The sequence below is a fragment of the Paracoccus benzoatiresistens genome, assembly GCF_026913015.1.
GTDB lineage: Bacteria > Pseudomonadota > Alphaproteobacteria > Rhodobacterales > Rhodobacteraceae > Paracoccus > Paracoccus benzoatiresistens.
Window position 1 is genome coordinate 1 of record NZ_JAPTYD010000011.1, and the last position, 16,194, is coordinate 16,194.

Annotated in this window: 19 protein-coding genes and 1 pseudogene; 11 read left to right on the plus strand and 9 right to left on the minus strand. The window is 65.9% G+C overall.

Annotated elements, in window-relative coordinates:
* From OU682_RS10085 to OU682_RS10095, 3 genes are all read right to left on the minus strand, one after another.
* Positions 1-184 (minus strand): hypothetical protein (locus OU682_RS10085; protein ID WP_268941979.1); only part of this gene is annotated, 184 nt, incomplete at its 3' end.
* Entirely contained in the window at positions 171-1,115 is a 945-nt protein-coding gene (locus OU682_RS10090) for a YsnF/AvaK domain-containing protein (RefSeq protein ID WP_268941980.1), read from the minus strand. The genes OU682_RS10085 and OU682_RS10090, both read right to left, overlap by 14 nt.
* Positions 1,105-1,539 carry a YsnF/AvaK domain-containing protein gene (locus OU682_RS10095; protein ID WP_268941981.1) on the minus strand — a complete coding sequence of 145 codons (435 nt, stop codon included), beginning with the start codon at positions 1,537-1,539 and terminating at the stop codon, positions 1,105-1,107. The genes OU682_RS10090 and OU682_RS10095 overlap by 11 nt, the downstream gene beginning before the upstream one ends.
* Before the next feature lie 204 nt (positions 1,540-1,743).
* On the opposite strand from OU682_RS10095, the gene OU682_RS10100 reads away from it, so the two are divergent.
* Both OU682_RS10100 and OU682_RS10105 read left to right on the plus strand, forming a co-directional pair.
* Complete coding sequence (locus tag OU682_RS10100) at positions 1,744-3,237, plus strand: HWE histidine kinase domain-containing protein (protein ID WP_268941982.1); 1,494 nt, start codon at positions 1,744-1,746, stop codon at positions 3,235-3,237.
* A gap of 72 nt (positions 3,238-3,309) precedes the next feature.
* A complete protein-coding gene (locus tag OU682_RS10105) occupies positions 3,310-3,972 on the plus strand; it encodes an SOS response-associated peptidase (protein WP_268941983.1) in 663 nt (220 codons plus the stop codon).
* Here the strand turns inward: OU682_RS10105 and OU682_RS10110 are convergent.
* From OU682_RS10110 to rph, 6 genes are read right to left on the minus strand one after another with little or no spacing between them, the layout of a single operon-like run.
* Entirely contained in the window at positions 3,962-4,531 is a 570-nt protein-coding gene (locus OU682_RS10110) for a DNA-3-methyladenine glycosylase (protein ID WP_268941984.1), read from the minus strand. The genes OU682_RS10105 and OU682_RS10110 overlap by 11 nt on opposite strands.
* Positions 4,532-4,541: 10 nt before the next feature.
* Positions 4,542-4,898, minus strand: a complete 357-nt coding sequence (locus tag OU682_RS10115; RefSeq protein WP_268941985.1) for a YbaN family protein — start codon at positions 4,896-4,898, stop codon at positions 4,542-4,544.
* A gap of 3 nt (positions 4,899-4,901) precedes the next feature.
* Complete coding sequence (gene hemW, locus OU682_RS10120) at positions 4,902-6,086, minus strand: radical SAM family heme chaperone HemW (protein ID WP_371832230.1); 1,185 nt, start codon at positions 6,084-6,086, stop codon at positions 4,902-4,904.
* The gene (locus OU682_RS10125; protein WP_268941986.1) at positions 6,083-6,457 is read right to left on the minus strand and encodes a RidA family protein; all 375 of its coding nucleotides are present in this window, start codon (positions 6,455-6,457) and stop codon (positions 6,083-6,085) included. The genes hemW and OU682_RS10125 overlap by 4 nt, the downstream gene beginning before the upstream one ends.
* Complete coding sequence (gene rdgB / locus OU682_RS10130) at positions 6,450-7,058, minus strand: RdgB/HAM1 family non-canonical purine NTP pyrophosphatase (RefSeq protein ID WP_268941987.1); 609 nt, start codon at positions 7,056-7,058, stop codon at positions 6,450-6,452. The genes OU682_RS10125 and rdgB overlap by 8 nt, the downstream gene beginning before the upstream one ends.
* Positions 7,055-7,768, minus strand: coding sequence for a ribonuclease PH (gene rph, locus OU682_RS10135; protein WP_268941988.1), 714 nt, complete (start codon positions 7,766-7,768; stop codon positions 7,055-7,057). The genes rdgB and rph overlap by 4 nt, the downstream gene beginning before the upstream one ends.
* A 71-nt stretch (positions 7,769-7,839) precedes the next feature.
* Between rph and hrcA the strand changes: the two genes are divergently transcribed.
* The 9 genes and pseudogenes from hrcA (at position 7,840) to OU682_RS10180 (ending at position 16,193) form a co-directional block, all read left to right on the plus strand.
* A complete protein-coding gene (hrcA, locus tag OU682_RS10140) occupies positions 7,840-8,895 on the plus strand; it encodes a heat-inducible transcriptional repressor HrcA (RefSeq protein ID WP_268941989.1) in 1,056 nt (351 codons plus the stop codon).
* A gap of 7 nt (positions 8,896-8,902) precedes the next feature.
* Complete coding sequence (locus OU682_RS10145) at positions 8,903-9,433, plus strand: nucleotide exchange factor GrpE (RefSeq protein WP_268941990.1); 531 nt, start codon at positions 8,903-8,905, stop codon at positions 9,431-9,433.
* A gap of 90 nt (positions 9,434-9,523) precedes the next feature.
* Positions 9,524-10,108, plus strand: a complete 585-nt coding sequence (gene gfa, locus OU682_RS10150; RefSeq protein ID WP_268941992.1) for an S-(hydroxymethyl)glutathione synthase — start codon at positions 9,524-9,526, stop codon at positions 10,106-10,108.
* 106 nt (positions 10,109-10,214) lie between these two features.
* The gene (locus OU682_RS10155) at positions 10,215-11,345 is read left to right on the plus strand and encodes an S-(hydroxymethyl)glutathione dehydrogenase/class III alcohol dehydrogenase (RefSeq protein WP_268941993.1); all 1,131 of its coding nucleotides are present in this window, start codon (positions 10,215-10,217) and stop codon (positions 11,343-11,345) included.
* A 78-nt stretch (positions 11,346-11,423) separates the two neighbouring features.
* A complete protein-coding gene (locus tag OU682_RS10160; protein ID WP_268941995.1) occupies positions 11,424-12,065 on the plus strand; it encodes an ATP-dependent Clp protease proteolytic subunit in 642 nt (213 codons plus the stop codon).
* Positions 12,062-12,580: a GNAT family N-acetyltransferase gene (locus OU682_RS10165; RefSeq protein WP_268941997.1), complete on the plus strand. Its 519-nt coding sequence runs from the start codon at positions 12,062-12,064 to the stop codon at positions 12,578-12,580. The genes OU682_RS10160 and OU682_RS10165 overlap by 4 nt, the downstream gene beginning before the upstream one ends.
* Positions 12,570-13,403 (plus strand): S-formylglutathione hydrolase, encoded by an 834-nt coding sequence (gene fghA, locus OU682_RS10170; protein ID WP_268941999.1) that lies wholly within the window; start codon positions 12,570-12,572, stop codon positions 13,401-13,403. The genes OU682_RS10165 and fghA overlap by 11 nt, the downstream gene beginning before the upstream one ends.
* Positions 13,404-13,569: 166 nt before the next feature.
* Positions 13,570-15,366: pseudogene (locus OU682_RS10175) on the plus strand (methanol/ethanol family PQQ-dependent dehydrogenase); the annotation flags it as partial.
* 185 nt (positions 15,367-15,551) lie between these two features.
* Positions 15,552-16,193: a c-type cytochrome, methanol metabolism-related gene (locus OU682_RS10180; protein ID WP_268942001.1), complete on the plus strand. Its 642-nt coding sequence runs from the start codon at positions 15,552-15,554 to the stop codon at positions 16,191-16,193.
* Position 16,194 lies beyond the last annotated feature (1 nt).

Here is a 16,194-nt window from a genome sequence, read left to right on the forward strand (position 1 = left end):
CCACCCCCGCCGACATCGACCGCATCACCGATGCCATCGACACCGCGCTGGCACGGGTGATGGGATAGGGCGGCGCGGTCTGCCGACCGAACCACTCCGGGAAAACCGCCTTCGGCCATGAAAAATCCCCGCGCGATGCGCGGGGATCAGGGATTGTGCCAAGAACCGTCTTACGTCCGGTCACGATCCAGATCGGTCCTTCCCGAAAGATCGGTCCGGTTGAGGTCGGTCCGGTCGTCCTCAACCTCCACCTCGGTGCGGCGCACGGTGTCCGAGATCGTCTCGCGGTGGGTGTCGCTGGTCTTGCGCAGGCCGATTTCCTCGACCACGCGGGCTTCCTTCTGGACCACGGCTTCCTCGCGATACTCCTCGGCCTCCAGCGTGCGGTCCTGGAAGGCCACGTCCCCCGCATCGACGGCGCGGTCCACCGGGCGGCGCTCGATCTCGACGCGCTCCTCGCGCAGTTCGACGCTTTCGTTGACCGGCTGCTCGACCGTATAGGCCCGGACGCGGACCCGGCCATGGGCGGCTTCGCGCTTGCCGACCCGCAGGCGTTCCTCGATCACGGGGATCGTTTCCTCGGTGCCGGCACGGGCGGTGTCATAGTCGCGCGTGACATCGCCGCCCGTCTGCAGGCCCGCCCCTTCATAGCCCGCGGTCGTCGTGCCGCCGGCTTGGCCCACCCGGGTTGCATAGGAGCTTGCCTCGTAGCCGCCCCAGCCTTCGGAACGCCAGCTTTGCTCGCGCTCGTCAAGGTTGACGCTGCCTTCGTCGTCCAGGATGTCCAGGGCGGTCTCGTATTGCGAGGCGGCAAGGCCGGTCACTGTCACCAGATAGCCGCCGCGCGACAGGCCCTCGGCATAGGTATAGCGGTCCTCGTCGGGGAAGAAGAAGTCGCCAAGGCTGTCCCAGAAGCCCTTGTCACGATCTTCGGTGCCGACGCTCGTGGTGCCCGTGCCCGTGCCCGAGCCGCCCGCGACCATCCGGATGCTGGCCGAGGGGATGCCTGCCTGCACAAGCTGATCCACGGCACGCTGCGCATCTGCCTGGCTGTCAAAGAGAGCCGAAACGGAGGTCGTCCCCGCAGTGGTGCCGACTTCGTTGTCATAGGTCATCTTGATCGTCCTTGTTGTGGGATTGGGCCGGATCGGCATCTTCGCCCCGGGGCGGAAGACGGTCGATCTCGACGGTCTGGCGACGGGTGGTCGTCGGTATCTCGATGGTTTCCGTTTTCTCGACGCGGCGAACATGAACTTCCTCGCGAAGATACAGTTCCCGCGTCACGACAAGCCGTTCCTCCACCACGGGGATGATGGTCAGCTCTCCCTCGGTCCGGATCTCGGGCACCGCGTCGATCTTGCGACCGACCGGAACCCTGGCCACCTCCACGTCCACACTGGACAGCTGGGCGGGAAGGATCTGTTCGACGGATTCGGTCCGGGTGGCGATTCTCACCCGGCCGGTGGCGACCTTCTGGCTTGTCAGAGACACCGTCTCCTCGATGATCGGAAGGGTTTCCGTTTTCTGATCGTCGGGCATGTCGTCCCCCCGGTAGCCGGCAAGACACAACGGGATGCCCGCACCATCCGTTCCCTGACATCGGTGTTATCGGCAGATTGCGGGGCAACGGTCCTGACGCGCGGGCACCTGCAGGCGGCACGCCGCCAGCCGTCGCCGAGGGGAAAAGTTAGTGGCGGTTCGCTCGAAGCCCGGTTAGGAAACAAATACCTTCAAGTTTTCATCATGGATATGACGGACCCCGGAAAAGAGCCGATCTTGCAAGGCGGCGGAGAATGCGGTGCGCTGCTGCGCGGGCTCGACTGGGCCCGGAATCCGCTTGGACCTCCGTCGGCCTGGCCGGCCGAACTGGCCGCGCTGGTGGGGATCGCGCTGGCCTCGGCCCAGCCGATGCTGATCGTCTGGGGACCACAGCAGATCACGCTCTACAACGATGGCTATGCCGCCATGTGCGGGCAGCGCCATCCCGCCGCCCTTGGCCGGCCCTTCAAGGAGCTGTGGTTCGACATCTGGGACCAGGTCGGGCCGATCATCACCGCCGCCTATGAGGGCAAGAGCACCTCGATGGACGACATCGAGTTCACGATGCACCGCAACGGCTATCCCGAAAGGACGAACTTCGCCTTTTCCTATACGCCCGTGCGGGACCGCTCGGGCGCCGTCCTGGGCATGTTCTGCCCCTGCACCGAAACCACCCCGGTGGTCGCCCTTCGCGACGCGCAGCGGGTCGAGCGCAGCGGTTTCCTGCAGATCTTCGAGGTGGCGCTTGGCGCGGTCGCACTTCTCAGCGGGCCCGACCACATCTTCCGCTTCGCCAATACCGACTACCTCCGCCTTGTCGGCAATCGCGACGTCATCGGGAAACCCGTGCGCGCGGCCATGCCCGAGGTGGTGGCCCAGGGCTTCATCGACATCCTGGACCGGGTCTACCGGACGGGCGAATCGCATGTGGGCCGCCATGTCCCCGTCATCTTGCAAACCCACCCCCGCGCGGTCGCCAGGCAGCATTTCGTGGATTTCCTGTATCACCCGATCCGGGGCGACTCCGAGGCGATCAACGGCATCTTCGTGCAGGCCATCGATGTCACCGAACGGGTGGACGAGGACCAGCGGCGGCAGATGCTGCTGGGCGAGTTGAGCCACCGGATGAAGAACCAGCTGGCCATGATCCAGGCGATCGTCAACCAGACGCTGCGGTCCGCCGACGACCTCGCCTCTGCCGCCAAGGTGCTGAGCGAACGGATCCGGGTTCTCTCGGGCGCCCATGACATCCTGATGGAGGGACGCACCAACAGCACCACGGTGGATGAAATCGTCCACAGGACCCTCAGCCTGCACGACCATGGCAGCGAGACACGCTTCCGGATCGAGGGTCCCGCGCTGGCCATCGCGTCCCGCCCGGCCCTGTCCCTGGCACTGATCCTGCATGAGCTTTCGACCAATGCCGCCAAATATGGCGCGCTGTCCAATGACGCCGGGGTCGTCCGCATCGCCTGGAAAACCCTCAGATCGCCCCAGAAAGGTGAGCGGTTCGTCCTGACCTGGGCCGAGGAAGGAGGCCCCCTGATATCGCAGCCGGAAACCTTCGGATCGGGTTCGCGCCTGATCGGGGCCGGCCTGTCAGGGACCATCGATTGCGAGGTGGCGACCGACTATGCGCCCCAAGGCCTGCGCTGCGAGATCAACGCGGATCTGGAAAGCGTCCAGTCCTCGGATTGACCCCGGGGGTCCTTGGGCGGCACGCATCCCCGACGTGCCGCGTTGGGCCGTGACCAAGGACGGATGGGGCCGATGTGCAACCTGTATAACCTGACGACCAACCAGCAGGCAATCCGCGACATCGCGGGGGTCATGCGCGACAGCCTGGGCAATCTGGAACCCAGCCTGGACATCTATCCCGACCGAGAGGCGCCGGTCGTGCGCAACACGCCCGAAGGCTGCGAACTGGCCCGGCTGACCTGGGGGATGCCGACGCCGCCGCAATTCCTGAAGACGAAGGACGCGCCCGATACCGGCGTCACCAATATCCGCAACACCCGAAGCCCGCATTGGCGGCGCTGGCTGGGAGTCGAGAACCGCTGCCTGGTGCCCGCGACAGCCTTTTCGGAATACGGGCAAAAGCCCGACCCGGTCACGAAGCGCAAGCCGCTGTACTGGTTTGCAACGGACGAGACGCAGCCCTTGTTCTTCTTCGCCGGAATCTGGACCCCCTGGCACGGCACGCGGGGATCGATGAAGACCCCGCGCCCGGGCGAGCATCAGCTTTTCGCCTTTCTCACCTGCGAGCCGAATGCGGTCGTGAAGCCGATCCATCCCAAGGCCATGCCGGTGATCCTGACCAGCCCCGAGGATATCAAGACCTGGATGACCGCCGACTGGCCCGTCGCCCAGGCCTTGCAGCGTCCGCTGGCCGATGATGCCCTGACGTTGGTGGAACGGCCCCTTACTGCCTGATCGGCTGCGGGGGAAAGGGGCGGCTGAGGCCGGACGCACCGGCAAGGCCAAAACGCCAGGGCAGATCCTGCGCCCTGCTGATGCCGATCCGGGGGCCGACCAGCAGGTCGGGCCTGGCGGCGGACAGGGTGATGGACAGATCCGTCGTGTCGAAAGGGGCGCCGTCGTCCTCGGGGCGGATGCCAAGCGCCTGCGTCAGCCGCCCCGGTCCGCTGCACAAGGGGGCGCTGCCCCGCCGCATCTTCATCAGGTCGATGCCCGTCGTGGGGGCCAAGGCCCGGATCAGCACCGCCTCTCCGGGGCGGGCGACCACGTTGAAGCACAGGTGGATGCCATAGGACCGGTAGACATAGGCATGTCCTGCCGGTCCGAACATCGCGGCATTGCGCGCCGTGGGGCCGCGAAAGCTGTGGGATGCCGGATCGTCGCGGCCATAGGCCTCGGTTTCGATGATGGTTCCGCCCGTGCCGCGCACCAGAAGCCGCGCACCGACCAGGCGGCGCGCCAGATCCACGGCCCCCAGGCCCGAGATCTGTTCGGCGAAGGGCAGGCGGGTCATGGCATCACCTTCAAACCTCGGGGCGCGTCACCACAAAGGCGGCGATTGCGGTGCAGACCATCGCCTGCGTCGCCACCACCCACAGGGGCATCCCGGCGACCAGGCTGAAGCCCACGCCGCAGGCCATGGCCAAGGTCGCCCAGACTTTCGCCAGGCGGCCGATGGCGCCGCGTTCGCGCCAGGCCCGGACAGGGGGGCCATAGGTAGGATGGTTCATGATCCGCCGCTCCAGCCGGGGGCTGCTGCGGGCGAAGGCAGCGGCGGCGAGCAGCAGGAAAGGCACGGTCGGCACGACGGGCAGGGCGATCCCGATAATGCCCAGTGCCAGCGCAACCATGCCAAGGACATACCACAGCCGCCGCCGCATGGGTCAGGCCGCCAGTTCGCGAAGGATGGCGTTCAGCAGGGGCCTGCCGTCGCGAGTGGTGCGCAAGCGGCCGTCCCGGCATTCGACCATGCCCAGATCCGTCAGCCTTGCAATGGCGTCCCCGTCCAGCGGGCCGCCGGCCAGACGGGCATAACGGGCCAGATCCAGCCCCTCGGTCAGTCGCAAAGACATCAGCAGGTATTCGGTTGCCTGTTCATCCAGAGGGACCAACGCGCGCAGCGATTCCCCTGTTCCCTGCGCCTCGACGGCACGCAGCCATTCGCCGGGCGCGCGATGCGCCTCGGTGGCGTAACGCCCGGACGGCAGCGTGATCCGGCCATGCGCGCCGGGGCCGACCGCCACCCAATCGCCCTGCCGCCAATAGACCAGGTTGTGACGGCTTGCCGAACCGGGGCGGGCGTGGTTCGAGGTCTCGTATCCCGCCATCCCCGCCGCCTCGCAGAGGTCCTGGGTTTCCAGATACATATCGGCGGCCAGATCGTCGTCGGGCAGGTCGCGCAGTTTGCCCGCGGCCGCACGGGCGCCAAAGGCGGTGCCGGGCTCGATGGTCAGCTGGTAAAGCGACAGGTGATCCACGGCCATCGCCAGCGCCTCGGCCAGTTCCGCCCGCCAGGCCTCGGGCGTCTGGCCTTGGCGCGCATAGATCAGGTCGAAGCTGACCCGGTCGAACGAGGCACGCGCCACGTCGAAGGCCGCCCGCGCCTCGGCCACGGAATGCATCCGGCCAAGGCGGCGCAGGTCGGTGTCGTTCAGCGCCTGGATGCCCATGGACAGGCGGTTAACGCCGGCTTGGGCAAAGCCCTGGAAGCGGGTGCGTTCCACGCTGGTGGGATTCGCCTCCAGCGTGATCTCGATATCGTTGGTGAAACCCCAAGCGGCGCGGGCAGCGCGCAGCACGGCATCAACGGTTTCCGGCTCCATCAGCGACGGGGTGCCGCCGCCAAAGAAGATGCTGCCCAGGTGACGGCCGGGCAGTTCCTGTGCCAGCCGGGCGATCTCGGACGACAGCGCGGCGGCCCAGCGGGACTGGTCCACCCCCGCCACCACATGGCTGTTGAAGTCGCAATACGGGCACTTGGCCGCGCAGAAGGGCCAGTGGACGTAAAGGCCGAAGCCCCCCGCCCGCCAGTCCGCATCCACGAAGCTGTCCTGCCCCGGCATCATCATGCGCGCATCGCCGTGGCTTCGATCTCGACCTTCATCTCGGGCCGGATCAGGCCCGCGATGACCATGGTGGCGGCGGGGCAGATCTCGCCCAGGGCCTCGCCAAGGGCCGGGGTGATCGCCTCGACAAGGGCGGCGTCGGTGACGGTGTATTGCACCCGGACGATGTCGGCCGGCGCGAAGCCCGCCTGGGCCAAGGTAGCGAAGATCGTGCGGAAGCAATTCCTGGCCTGTTCGCAGGGATCGTCGGGCATCGTCATGGTGGCATAGTCGTATCCGGTGGTGCCGGACACGAAGCACCAGTCGCCCTTCACCACCGCGCGGCTGTAGCCCATGGTCGCCTCGAAGGGCGATCCGGTCGAGATCCTATGCAAAGCTGCCCCTTATCATCTGCTCCACCGCCCGCGCCCGGTGGCTGAGGCTGTTCTTCATGTCGGGGGACATCTCCCCAAGGGTCACATCGTGCCCGTCGGGCATGAAGATGGGGTCATAGCCATGGCCTTCAACCCCACGCGGGGGCCAGACGACCTGGCCGGGCAGGACTCCCTCGAAGACCTCGTCATGGCCGTCGGGCCACATCAGCACCAGCGTGCAACGGAACTCGGCGCTGCGGGGGGCGGGGGCGCCCTTCGCTTCCAGTTCGTCCCAGGTGCGCTGCATCGCCATCCGGAAGTCGCGGCCATTGCCGGTTTCCGCCCAGTCGGCGGTATGGACGCCCGGCGCGCCGTCCAGCGCATCGACGCAGATGCCGCTGTCGTCCGACAGGGCGGGCAGGCCGGTCGCCTCGACGGCGGCGCGGGCCTTGATGCGGGCGTTGCCGACAAAGGTGGTCTCGGTCTCCACCGGCTCGGCCAGGCCCGCCTCGGCGGCGCCCACGACCTCGACGCCGTAGGGGGCCAGCAGGGCGCGCATCTCGGCCAGCTTGCCGGCGTTGTGGGTGGCGACCAGCAGGCGCGTGCCGTCGAATTTCCTCATGCCACGGCGGCCTTTTGCGCAGTGACCAGGTCGGCCATGCCGGCCTCGGCCAGGTCCAGCAACTGGCCCATCTGGTCGCGCGAGAACGTCGCGCCTTCCGCCGACATCTGCACCTCGATCAGCCGGCCCGCGCCGGTCAGCACGAAATTGCCGTCCGTGCCGGCCTCGCTGTCCTCGGCATAGTCCAGATCCAGCACCGCCTGGCCCGCATAGATGCCGCAGGAAACGGCGGCCACGTGGTCCATGATCGGATCGGCGGTGATCGCGCCCGCCTTCAGCAGCTTGTTGACCGCCAGCCGCAGCGCGACCCATCCCCCGGTGATCGAGGCGCAGCGGGTGCCGCCATCGGCCTGGATCACGTCGCAGTCGATGGTGATCTGGCGTTCGCCCAGGGCGACCCGGTCCACGCCAGCGCGCAGGCTGCGCCCGATCAGGCGCTGGATTTCCTGGGTGCGGCCCGACTGCTTGCCCTGGGCCGCCTCGCGCCGGTTGCGGGTGTTCGTGGCGCGCGGCAGCATCCCGTATTCCGCCGTGACCCAGCCAAGGCCGGTGCCCTTCAGGAAGCGCGGCGGCGTTTCCTCCAGCGAAGCGGTGCACAGCACATGGGTATTGCCGACGCGGATCAGGCACGACCCTTCGGCATGGGCCATCACGCCGGTTTCGATTGAAATCGGACGCATTTGGCTTAGATTCCGGCCAGACGGGCGCATGGTCATTCCTTTTCGTGAAGATCGCAGCCCCATACCGCCCCAGCGGCCCATCACGCAACCCTTCGAGGGACATGGACCAGAACACGCTGCTGCAGGACCTGAACGACCGTTCGCGCGAAATCTTCCGCCGCGTGGTCGAAACCTATCTGGAAACAGGCGAACCGGTCGGCTCGCGCACGCTGACCCGCGCCTTGTCCGAAAAGCTGAGCGCGGCCACCGTGCGCAACGTCATGCAGGATCTGGAGCTGATGGGCCTTCTGGACAGCCCGCATGTCTCGGCCGGGCGGATGCCCTCGCAGCAGGGGTTGCGGCTGTTCGTGGACGCCATGATGGAGGTGGACACTGTCAACACGACCGACCGGGCGGCCATCGACCAGACGCTGGGCAATGACGATCCCGACACGGGCGTGTTGCTGGACCGGGTCAGCACGGCGCTTTCCTCGATCACGCGCGGCGCCTCGCTGGTGCTGATGCCCAAGCACGAGGCGCCGATCCGGCACATCGAGTTCGTGAGCCTCGGCGTCGATCGGGCGCTGGTGGTGCTGGTCTTTGCCGACGGCCATGTGGAAAACCGCCTGTTCACCCCGCCCGTGGGCCAGACCCCGTCTTCCATGCGAGAGGCCGGGAATTTCCTGAACGCCATGGCCGAGGGCAGGACCCTGTCCGAACTGCGCGGCCATATCGCGCGCGAGATCGCGGCCCGCCGGCAGGAACTGGACGTGCTGGCCGCCGAGCTGGTCCAGTCGGGCATGGCGCTGTGGGATACCGAATCCTCGGATCCGCGCCTGATCGTGCGGGGCCGCGCGAACCTTCTGGACCAGGAAGTCGCCGATCTGGACCGCATCCGGGTGCTGTTCGACGACTTGGAACGCAAGCGCGACATCGTCGAGTTCCTGGAACTGGCCGAAAAGGGCGACGGGGTGCGCATTTTCATCGGCTCCGAGAACAAGCTTTTTTCGCTTTCGGGTTCCGCTCTGGTCGTTTCCCCCTATATGAATGCCGACCGGAAGATTGTAGGCGCGGTGGGCGTCATCGGACCGACGCGGCTGAACTATGGCCGCATCGTGCCGATTGTCGATTACACGGCGCAGCTGGTCGGGCGCGTGCTGTCCGGCCGGAAAGGATGAAAACACGATGAACGATCAGAACGAACAGCCCCTTGACGACATCCTGGCGGATCCGCTGGCCGATCCCGCCGATGAGGTCGCGGCCCTCAAGGCCGAGCGCGACGAATTCCGCGACAAGTTCATGCGCGCCCTGGCCGATGCCGAAAACGCCCGCAAGCGCGCCGACAAGGACCGCCGCGATGCCGAGCAATATGGCGGATCGCGCCTGGCCCGCGACCTTCTGCCGGTCCATGACGCCCTGACCCGCGCCCTGGACGCCGCGGGCGAGGAACAGCGCGCCGCGGCCGCCGCCCTGATCGAGGGTGTCGAGCTGACGTTGCGCGAACTGTCCAACGTCTTTGCCAAGCACGGCATCAGCGTGATCACCCCCAAACCGGGCGACAAATTCGACCCCAGCGAACACGAGGCCATGTTCGAGGCCGCCGTCCCCGGCACCATCGCCGGAGAGATCATCCAGGTCATGGACAACGGCTTCCGCCTTCATGACCGGCTGCTGCGTCCCGCCAAGGTCGGCGTGTCCTCCACCCCCGCCAGTTGAGGGCTTTCGCTACAACCTTCCGCTGACTTGCCGAAAACTCCCGATGGCGCGACGTTGACAGGACGTTCGGTTCATCGGGAGGGAAGGACCATGGCCAGCACCGAGGGGGTGAAGATTCACCCCGCCGTGGATAACGGCATCAAGCAAGGAAATCCCAGTTTTGCGGGTGGGACATTGACCTGCAAATGCGCGACCAATCCGGTCAAGGTGCGGATCACCGCCCAGACCGCGCATAACCACGTTTGCGGCTGCACCAAGTGCTGGAAGCCCCAGGGCGCCATCTTCAGCCAGGTCGCGGTCGTGTCGCGCGACGCGGTCCAGGTCCTGGAGAATGGCGACAAGCTGCAAGTCGTCAACAAGGACGCGCCGATCCAGCGTTACGCCTGCACGGGTTGCGGCGTGCACATGTATGGCCGGATCGAGAACAAGGACCACCCATTCTACGGACTGGATTTCGTGCATACCGAATTGTCAAAGGACGAAGGCTGGTCGGCCCCCGAATTCGCCGCCTTTGTCAGCTCGGTCATCGAATCCGGTGTCGATCCGTCGCAGATGGACGGTATCAGGGCGCGTTTGCGCGAGCTTGGGCTGGAGCCCTATGATGCCCTGTCGCCGCCGCTGATGGATGCCATCGCGACCCATGTCGCCAAGCGATCGGGCGCGCTGGCCGCTTGACGGCGGCTGCGACCCTGAACATCAACCCGGGGGGCCGCCACGCGGCCCCTGTGGCTTTGACCGCCCCGACTGCTGACCGAACGTCCGAACGGATAGGAGATTGACGATGAAAACCCGTGCCGCCGTAGCCCTGGAGGCGGGCCGACCGCTGGAAGTGATGGAGGTCAACCTCGAAGGCCCGAAAGAGGGCGAGGTGATGATCGAGATCAAGGCCACCGGCATCTGCCACACCGACGAATTCACCCGCTCGGGCGACGATCCGGAAGGCCTGTTCCCGGCGATCCTGGGCCACGAGGGCGCGGGGGTCGTGGTCGAGGTCGGCCCGGGCGTCAAGTCGGTCAAGCCGGGGGATCACGTGATCCCGCTTTATACCCCGGAATGCCGCGAATGCCCGTCCTGCCTGTCGGGCAAGACCAACCTTTGCACCCGGATCCGCGCGACGCAGGGCCAGGGCCTGATGCCGGACGGCACCAGCCGCTTCTCGATGCCGGATGGCACGCCGATCCACCACTACATGGGCTGCTCGACCTTCTCGAACTACACCGTGCTGCCGGAAATCGCGGTGGCCAAGGTCCGCGAGGACGCGCCCTTCGACAAGATCTGCTATATCGGCTGCGGCGTGACCACCGGAATCGGCGCGGTGATCAACACCGCCAAGGTCGAGATCGGCGCCAAGGCGGTGGTCTTTGGCCTGGGCGGCATCGGGCTGAACGTGATCCAAGGCCTGCGGCTGGCGGGCGCCGACATGATCATCGGCGTGGACCTCAACAACGACAAGAAGGAGATGGCCGAGCGGTTCGGCATGACCCACTTCGTCAACCCGAAGGAAATCGACGGCTCCATCGTCCAGCACATCGTCGAGATGACCAAGACCCCCTTCGACCAGATCGGCGGCGCGGATTATTCCTTCGACGCGACCGGCAGCACCAAGGTGATGCGCGACGCGCTGGAATGCACCCATCGTGGCTGGGGCCAATCGGTCATCATCGGCGTGGCGGCGGCGGGCGCCGAGATCAGCACGCGGCCCTTCCAGCTGGTCACCGGCCGGGTCTGGAAAGGCACGGCCTTCGGCGGGGCGCGCGGGCGTACGGACGTTCCGAAGATCGTCGACTGGTACATGGACGGCAAGATCGAGATCGACCCGATGATCACCCACACCATGCCGCTGGAAGACATCAACAAGGGCTTCGACCTGATGCACAAGGGCGAAAGCATTCGGTCGGTCGTCCTTTACTGATCGTTCATCCCTGCATAGGTAAAAGAACGGCGGGGCCGCTGGTCCCGCCGTCACTATCTGAAACGAAGGAGCAGGCCGATGCGTCACCAGTGGCTGGACGATGACGACGACGACGAACCGGAAGAAGACGACCGGCGCCACGAGGGCGAGAAGGACGGCGGCCTGGGCCTTCCCGAAGGCGACAAGATCGGCAAGCTGTATTTCAAGTCGCGCACGGTGATCGTCGCGGGCACGATCAACGACAAGCTGGCGCAGCGCACGGTGGCCCATCTGCTGGCCCTGGCCGAGGATTCGGACCGCCCCATCAACATGCTGATCTCGTCCCCCGGCGGGCATGTGGAATCGGGCGACATGATCCATGACGTGATCAAGTTCATCCGCCCGACGGTCCGCACCATCGGGTCGGGCTGGGTGGCGTCCGCCGGCGCGCTGATCTTCGTGGCGGCCAAGAAGGAAAACCGCTTCTGCCTGCCCAACACGCGCTTCCTGATCCACCAGCCCTCGGGCGGGATTGGCGGCACCTCGACCGACATGATGATCCAGGCGGAGCAGGTGCGCCTGATGCGCGACCGGCTGAACCAGATTTTCGCCGACGCCACCGGCCAGCCGGTCGAGCGGATCGAGAAGGACACGCAGCGCGACTTCTGGCTGAACACGCAAGAGGCGCTGGATTACGGCCTTCTGGGCCGCGTGATCCGCAGCGTGGACGAACTGGCATGACAGGTGCCGGCGGGGTCACCATCCGCCCCGCCACCACCGCCGACCACGACGCCATCTGGGCGATCCTGGAGCCGGTCTATCGCGCGGGGGAAACCTATTGCATCCCGCGCGACATTTCCCAGGCGGACGCGCTGGCCGACTGGTTCGCGCCGCCCTTCGCCGCCTTTGTCGCCGAACGGGACGGCCGGGTCCTTGGCACCAGCCATGTCGGCGCGAATCGTCCCGGCGGCGGATCGCATGTGGCGAACGCCTCCTTCGCGACCCATCCCGAGGCACGCGGCAAGGGGATCGCGCGCGCCTTGGTGGAACACGCGAAATCCTGGGCCAGGGCGCAGGGCTTTGCGGCGATGCAGTTCAACTTCGTCGTCTCGACCAATGCCGATGCCCTCCATTTGTGGCAGAAGGCCGGATTTGCCATTGTCGGCCGGCTGCCGGGTGCGTTTCTTCACCCTCGGCTTGGGCCGGTCGATGGGCTGGTCATGTTTCAGAAACTGGAGGTGTCGGATGACGCTTGAAACCCTATCGGAAAACCGCAGCTTCGGCGGCACGCAGGGCGTTTATCGCCATCACTCGCAATCGACCGGCACCGACATGACCTTTGCGGTCTTCATGCCGGAACTGGTGGCGAACGAACGCGTGCCGGTGCTGTGGTACCTGTCCGGCCTGACCTGCACCCATGAAAACGCCATGACCAAGGCCGCCGCCCAGCAGTGGTGCGCCGAAGCCGGCATCGCCATCATCTTCCCCGACACATCGCCGCGCGGCGAGGGCGTGGCCGATGACGAGGCCTATGACCTGGGCAAGGGCGCGGGCTTCTATGTCAACGCGACCCAGGACCCCTGGGCCCCGCATTTCCAGATGTGGCAGTACATCGTCCACGAACTGCCCGAACTGGTGGGGAACAACTTCGCCATCGACCGCGACGCCATGGGCATCACCGGCCATTCCATGGGCGGTCATGGCGCGCTGACCATCGCCATGACCCATCCCGAACGCTACAAGTCGGTCTCGGCCTTCGCGCCCATTGCCAACCCGACGGAATCCGACTGGGGCCAGAAGCAGCTGACGGCCTATCTGGGCAATGACCGGTCCAGCTGGCGCGCCCATGACGCGACCATCCTGATGACCGAACGGGGCTATCCGGGCGAGGTGCTGATCGACCAGGGCAGCGCCGACCAGTTCCTGGACAAGCTGCGTCCCGAAGCCCTGGCCCAGGCCATGATGGCGCGGCGCCAGCCCGGGCAGTTCCGCATGCAGCAGGGCTATGACCACAGCTACTTCTTCGTGCAAAGCTTCATGGCCGATCATGTGATGTGGCACGCCGAAAGACTGCTGTAGGGCGCTTGCCGATCCTTCCCGACCGTTCTGGCATTTGACCCTAAGACTTTAGGGGTAATTGCCGGAACGGCAGATTGACGCAAAAGGGTGTCCGCCAAAGAGTAGCCTTCGGACGGCACGGGAGGAGGAACCCGTGGCCCGCTTCCAACAGCGGAGGAACACATCCATGAAAAGATTGCTGAACAGCACGGTCGCCGTGCTGCTTCTGACGGGCGCTGCGGGCTATGCCAACGACAGCGTGCTGGCCGAAACGGCCAAGCCGGAACAGTGGGCAATCCAGATGGGCAATTACGCGAATACGCGTTATTCCGAACTGGACCAGATCAACCGCGACAACGTGGGCGACCTGCGCGTTGCCTGGACCTTCTCGACCGGGGTGCTGCGCGGCCACGAGGGCGGACCCCTGGTGATCGGCGACGTGATGTATGTCCACACGCCCTTCCCCAACAACATCTTCGCGCTTGATCTGGCCAACGACGGCAAGATCCTCTGGCGCTACGAACCCCAGCAGGATCCGGAAGTCATCGCGGTCATGTGCTGCGACACCGTGTATCGCGGCGTGGCCTATGCCGACGGGCTGATCCTGTCCCACCAGGCCGACACCACGCTGGTCGCGCTGGACGCCAAGACCGGCGAGGTCAAGTGGCAGGTCAAGACCGGCGATCCGGCCATCGGCGAGACGAACACCGCGACCGTGCTGCCGGTCAAGGACAAGGTGATCGTGGGCGTCTCGGGCGGCGAATACGGCGTGCGCGGCCGCGTCACCGCCTATAGCCTGGCCGACGGCAAGGAGCTGTGGAAGGCCTATTCGACTGGCCCGGACGAGGAAATGCTGGTCGATCCCGAAAAGACCACCCATCTTGGCAAGCCGATCGGCAAGGACAGCAGCCTGAACAGCTGGGAAGGCGACCAGTGGAAGATCGGCGGGGGCACCACCTGGGGTTGGTATTCCTATGATCCGGACCTGAACCTGATCTATTACGGCACCGGCAACCCCTCGACCTGGAACCCGTCGCAGCGGCCGGGCGACAACAAGTGGTCGATGACCATCATGGCCCGCGACGCCGACACCGGCATGGCCAAGTGGTTCTATCAGATGACGCCCCATGACGAATGGGACTTCGACGGCGTCAACGAGATGATCCTGACCGACCAGGAGATCGACGGCCAGCCGCGCAAGCTGCTGACCCATTTCGACCGCAACGGCCTGGCCTATACGCTGGATCGCGAAAGCGGCGAACTGCTGGTGGCCGAGAAGTATGACCCGGCGGTGAACTGGACCACCGGCGTGGACATGGATCCGAATTCGGAAACCTATGGCCGACCGGCCGTGGTCGCCGAGTTCTCGACCGCGCAGAACGGCGAGGACGAGAACACCACCGGCATCTGCCCCGCGGCCCTTGGCACCAAGGACCAGCAGCCGGCGGCCTATTCGCCCAAGACGCAGACCTTCTACGTGCCGACGAACCACGTCTGCATGGACTATGAACCGTTCCGCGTCGCCTATACCGCGGGCCAGCCCTATGTCGGCGCCACCCTGTCGATGTATCCGGCGCCCGAAAGCCATGGCGGCATGGGCAACTTCATCGCCTGGGACAACGTCGAGGGCAAGATCAAGTGGTCCCTTCCCGAGAAGTTCTCGGTCTGGTCCGGTGCCCTGGCGACGGCTGGCGACGTGGTCTTCTATGGCACGCTTGAAGGCTTCCTAAAGGCGGTCGATGCCGAAACGGGCAAAGAACTCTACAAGTTCAAGACCCCGTCCGGGATCATCGGCAACGTGATGACCTATGTCCATGGCGGCAAGCAGTATATCGGCGTCCTGTCGGGCGTCGGCGGCTGGGCCGGCATCGGTCTGGCAGCCGGTCTGACCAACCCGAACGAAGGCCTGGGCGCCGTGGGCGGCTATGCCGCGCTGTCGGACTACACCGAACTGGGCGGCCAGCTGACCGTGTTCGAGCTGCCGGGCGAAGCCTCGGCCTCGGCCGAGCCGGAGGCTGAACCCGCACCTGCCGAAGGTGGCACCAGCGGCTAATACTTTCGGCCCGCTAACGCAAACTTGCTCTGTGAAACGGTCCCCCCGTGGTTAAGCTGCGGGGGGATTTCTACCTGCAGAGGACAGGTAATCGGAACTTTGGGAGGAATGACAGCATGAAAGCCATCACCAGCCTCACGGCGCTGGTCCTTGGTGCGTCCCTGGCCGCCACGGCCCTGGCGCAGGATACGACGACCCAGACCCCCCCTCCGGCCGAGGCAGGCGCCGGTGCGGCCGCCGCGGTGGAACCCGCGGCAACTCCCGGAGCGGCGGCTGGAAAAACCGACGCCCCTGTCGAGATGACCGAGGGGCAGACCACCCTTCCCAACGGCATGGACATCACCCCTGTCACGCAGGAAAACGGCCGCTGGTACAATGCCGAGGGCATTCCGACCTTCAAGATCGACGGCAAGGTCGTCGATTTCGCGACCTTCAACGGCTTCCGCCGCTATCATGCCGAATGCCATGTCTGCCACGGGCCGGATGGCGAGGGCTCGACCTATGCGCCCGCGCTGAAGAACTCGGTCCTGCGGATGGATTATTACCAGTTCCAGGAGGTCGTGGCCTCGGGTCGTCAGGGCACGAACTCGGTCATGCCGGCCTTCGGGACGAACAAGAACGTCTGGTGCTATGTGGACGACATCTATGTCTATCTGCTGGCTCATGGGACCGGAGAGATCGGTCGTGGGCGTCCCGCGGAACGCGGCGAGAAGACCGACGAATACAAGGCGCAGGAAGAATCCTGCATGTCGATGTAGG

Coding starts and splice junctions, on each gene's coding strand:
- OU682_RS10090 (WP_268941980.1), bottom strand. CDS start 1,115: ATGACCTATGACAACGAAGTCGGCACCACTGCGGGGACGACCTCCGTT.
- OU682_RS10095 (WP_268941981.1), bottom strand. CDS start 1,539: ATGCCCGACGATCAGAAAACGGAAACCCTTCCGATCATCGAGGAGACG.
- OU682_RS10100 (WP_268941982.1), top strand. CDS start 1,744: ATGGATATGACGGACCCCGGAAAAGAGCCGATCTTGCAAGGCGGCGGA.
- OU682_RS10105 (WP_268941983.1), top strand. CDS start 3,310: ATGTGCAACCTGTATAACCTGACGACCAACCAGCAGGCAATCCGCGAC.
- OU682_RS10110 (WP_268941984.1), bottom strand. CDS start 4,531: ATGACCCGCCTGCCCTTCGCCGAACAGATCTCGGGCCTGGGGGCCGTG.
- OU682_RS10115 (WP_268941985.1), bottom strand. CDS start 4,898: ATGCGGCGGCGGCTGTGGTATGTCCTTGGCATGGTTGCGCTGGCACTG.
- hemW (WP_371832230.1), bottom strand. CDS start 6,086: ATGATGATGCCGGGGCAGGACAGCTTCGTGGATGCGGACTGGCGGGCG.
- rdgB (WP_268941987.1), bottom strand. CDS start 7,058: ATGAGGAAATTCGACGGCACGCGCCTGCTGGTCGCCACCCACAACGCC.
- rph (WP_268941988.1), bottom strand. CDS start 7,768: ATGCGCCCGTCTGGCCGGAATCTAAGCCAAATGCGTCCGATTTCAATC.
- hrcA (WP_268941989.1), top strand. CDS start 7,840: ATGGACCAGAACACGCTGCTGCAGGACCTGAACGACCGTTCGCGCGAA.
- OU682_RS10145 (WP_268941990.1), top strand. CDS start 8,903: ATGAACGATCAGAACGAACAGCCCCTTGACGACATCCTGGCGGATCCG.
- gfa (WP_268941992.1), top strand. CDS start 9,524: ATGGCCAGCACCGAGGGGGTGAAGATTCACCCCGCCGTGGATAACGGC.
- OU682_RS10155 (WP_268941993.1), top strand. CDS start 10,215: ATGAAAACCCGTGCCGCCGTAGCCCTGGAGGCGGGCCGACCGCTGGAA.
- OU682_RS10160 (WP_268941995.1), top strand. CDS start 11,424: ATGCGTCACCAGTGGCTGGACGATGACGACGACGACGAACCGGAAGAA.
- OU682_RS10165 (WP_268941997.1), top strand. CDS start 12,062: ATGACAGGTGCCGGCGGGGTCACCATCCGCCCCGCCACCACCGCCGAC.
- fghA (WP_268941999.1), top strand. CDS start 12,570: ATGACGCTTGAAACCCTATCGGAAAACCGCAGCTTCGGCGGCACGCAG.
- OU682_RS10180 (WP_268942001.1), top strand. CDS start 15,552: ATGAAAGCCATCACCAGCCTCACGGCGCTGGTCCTTGGTGCGTCCCTG.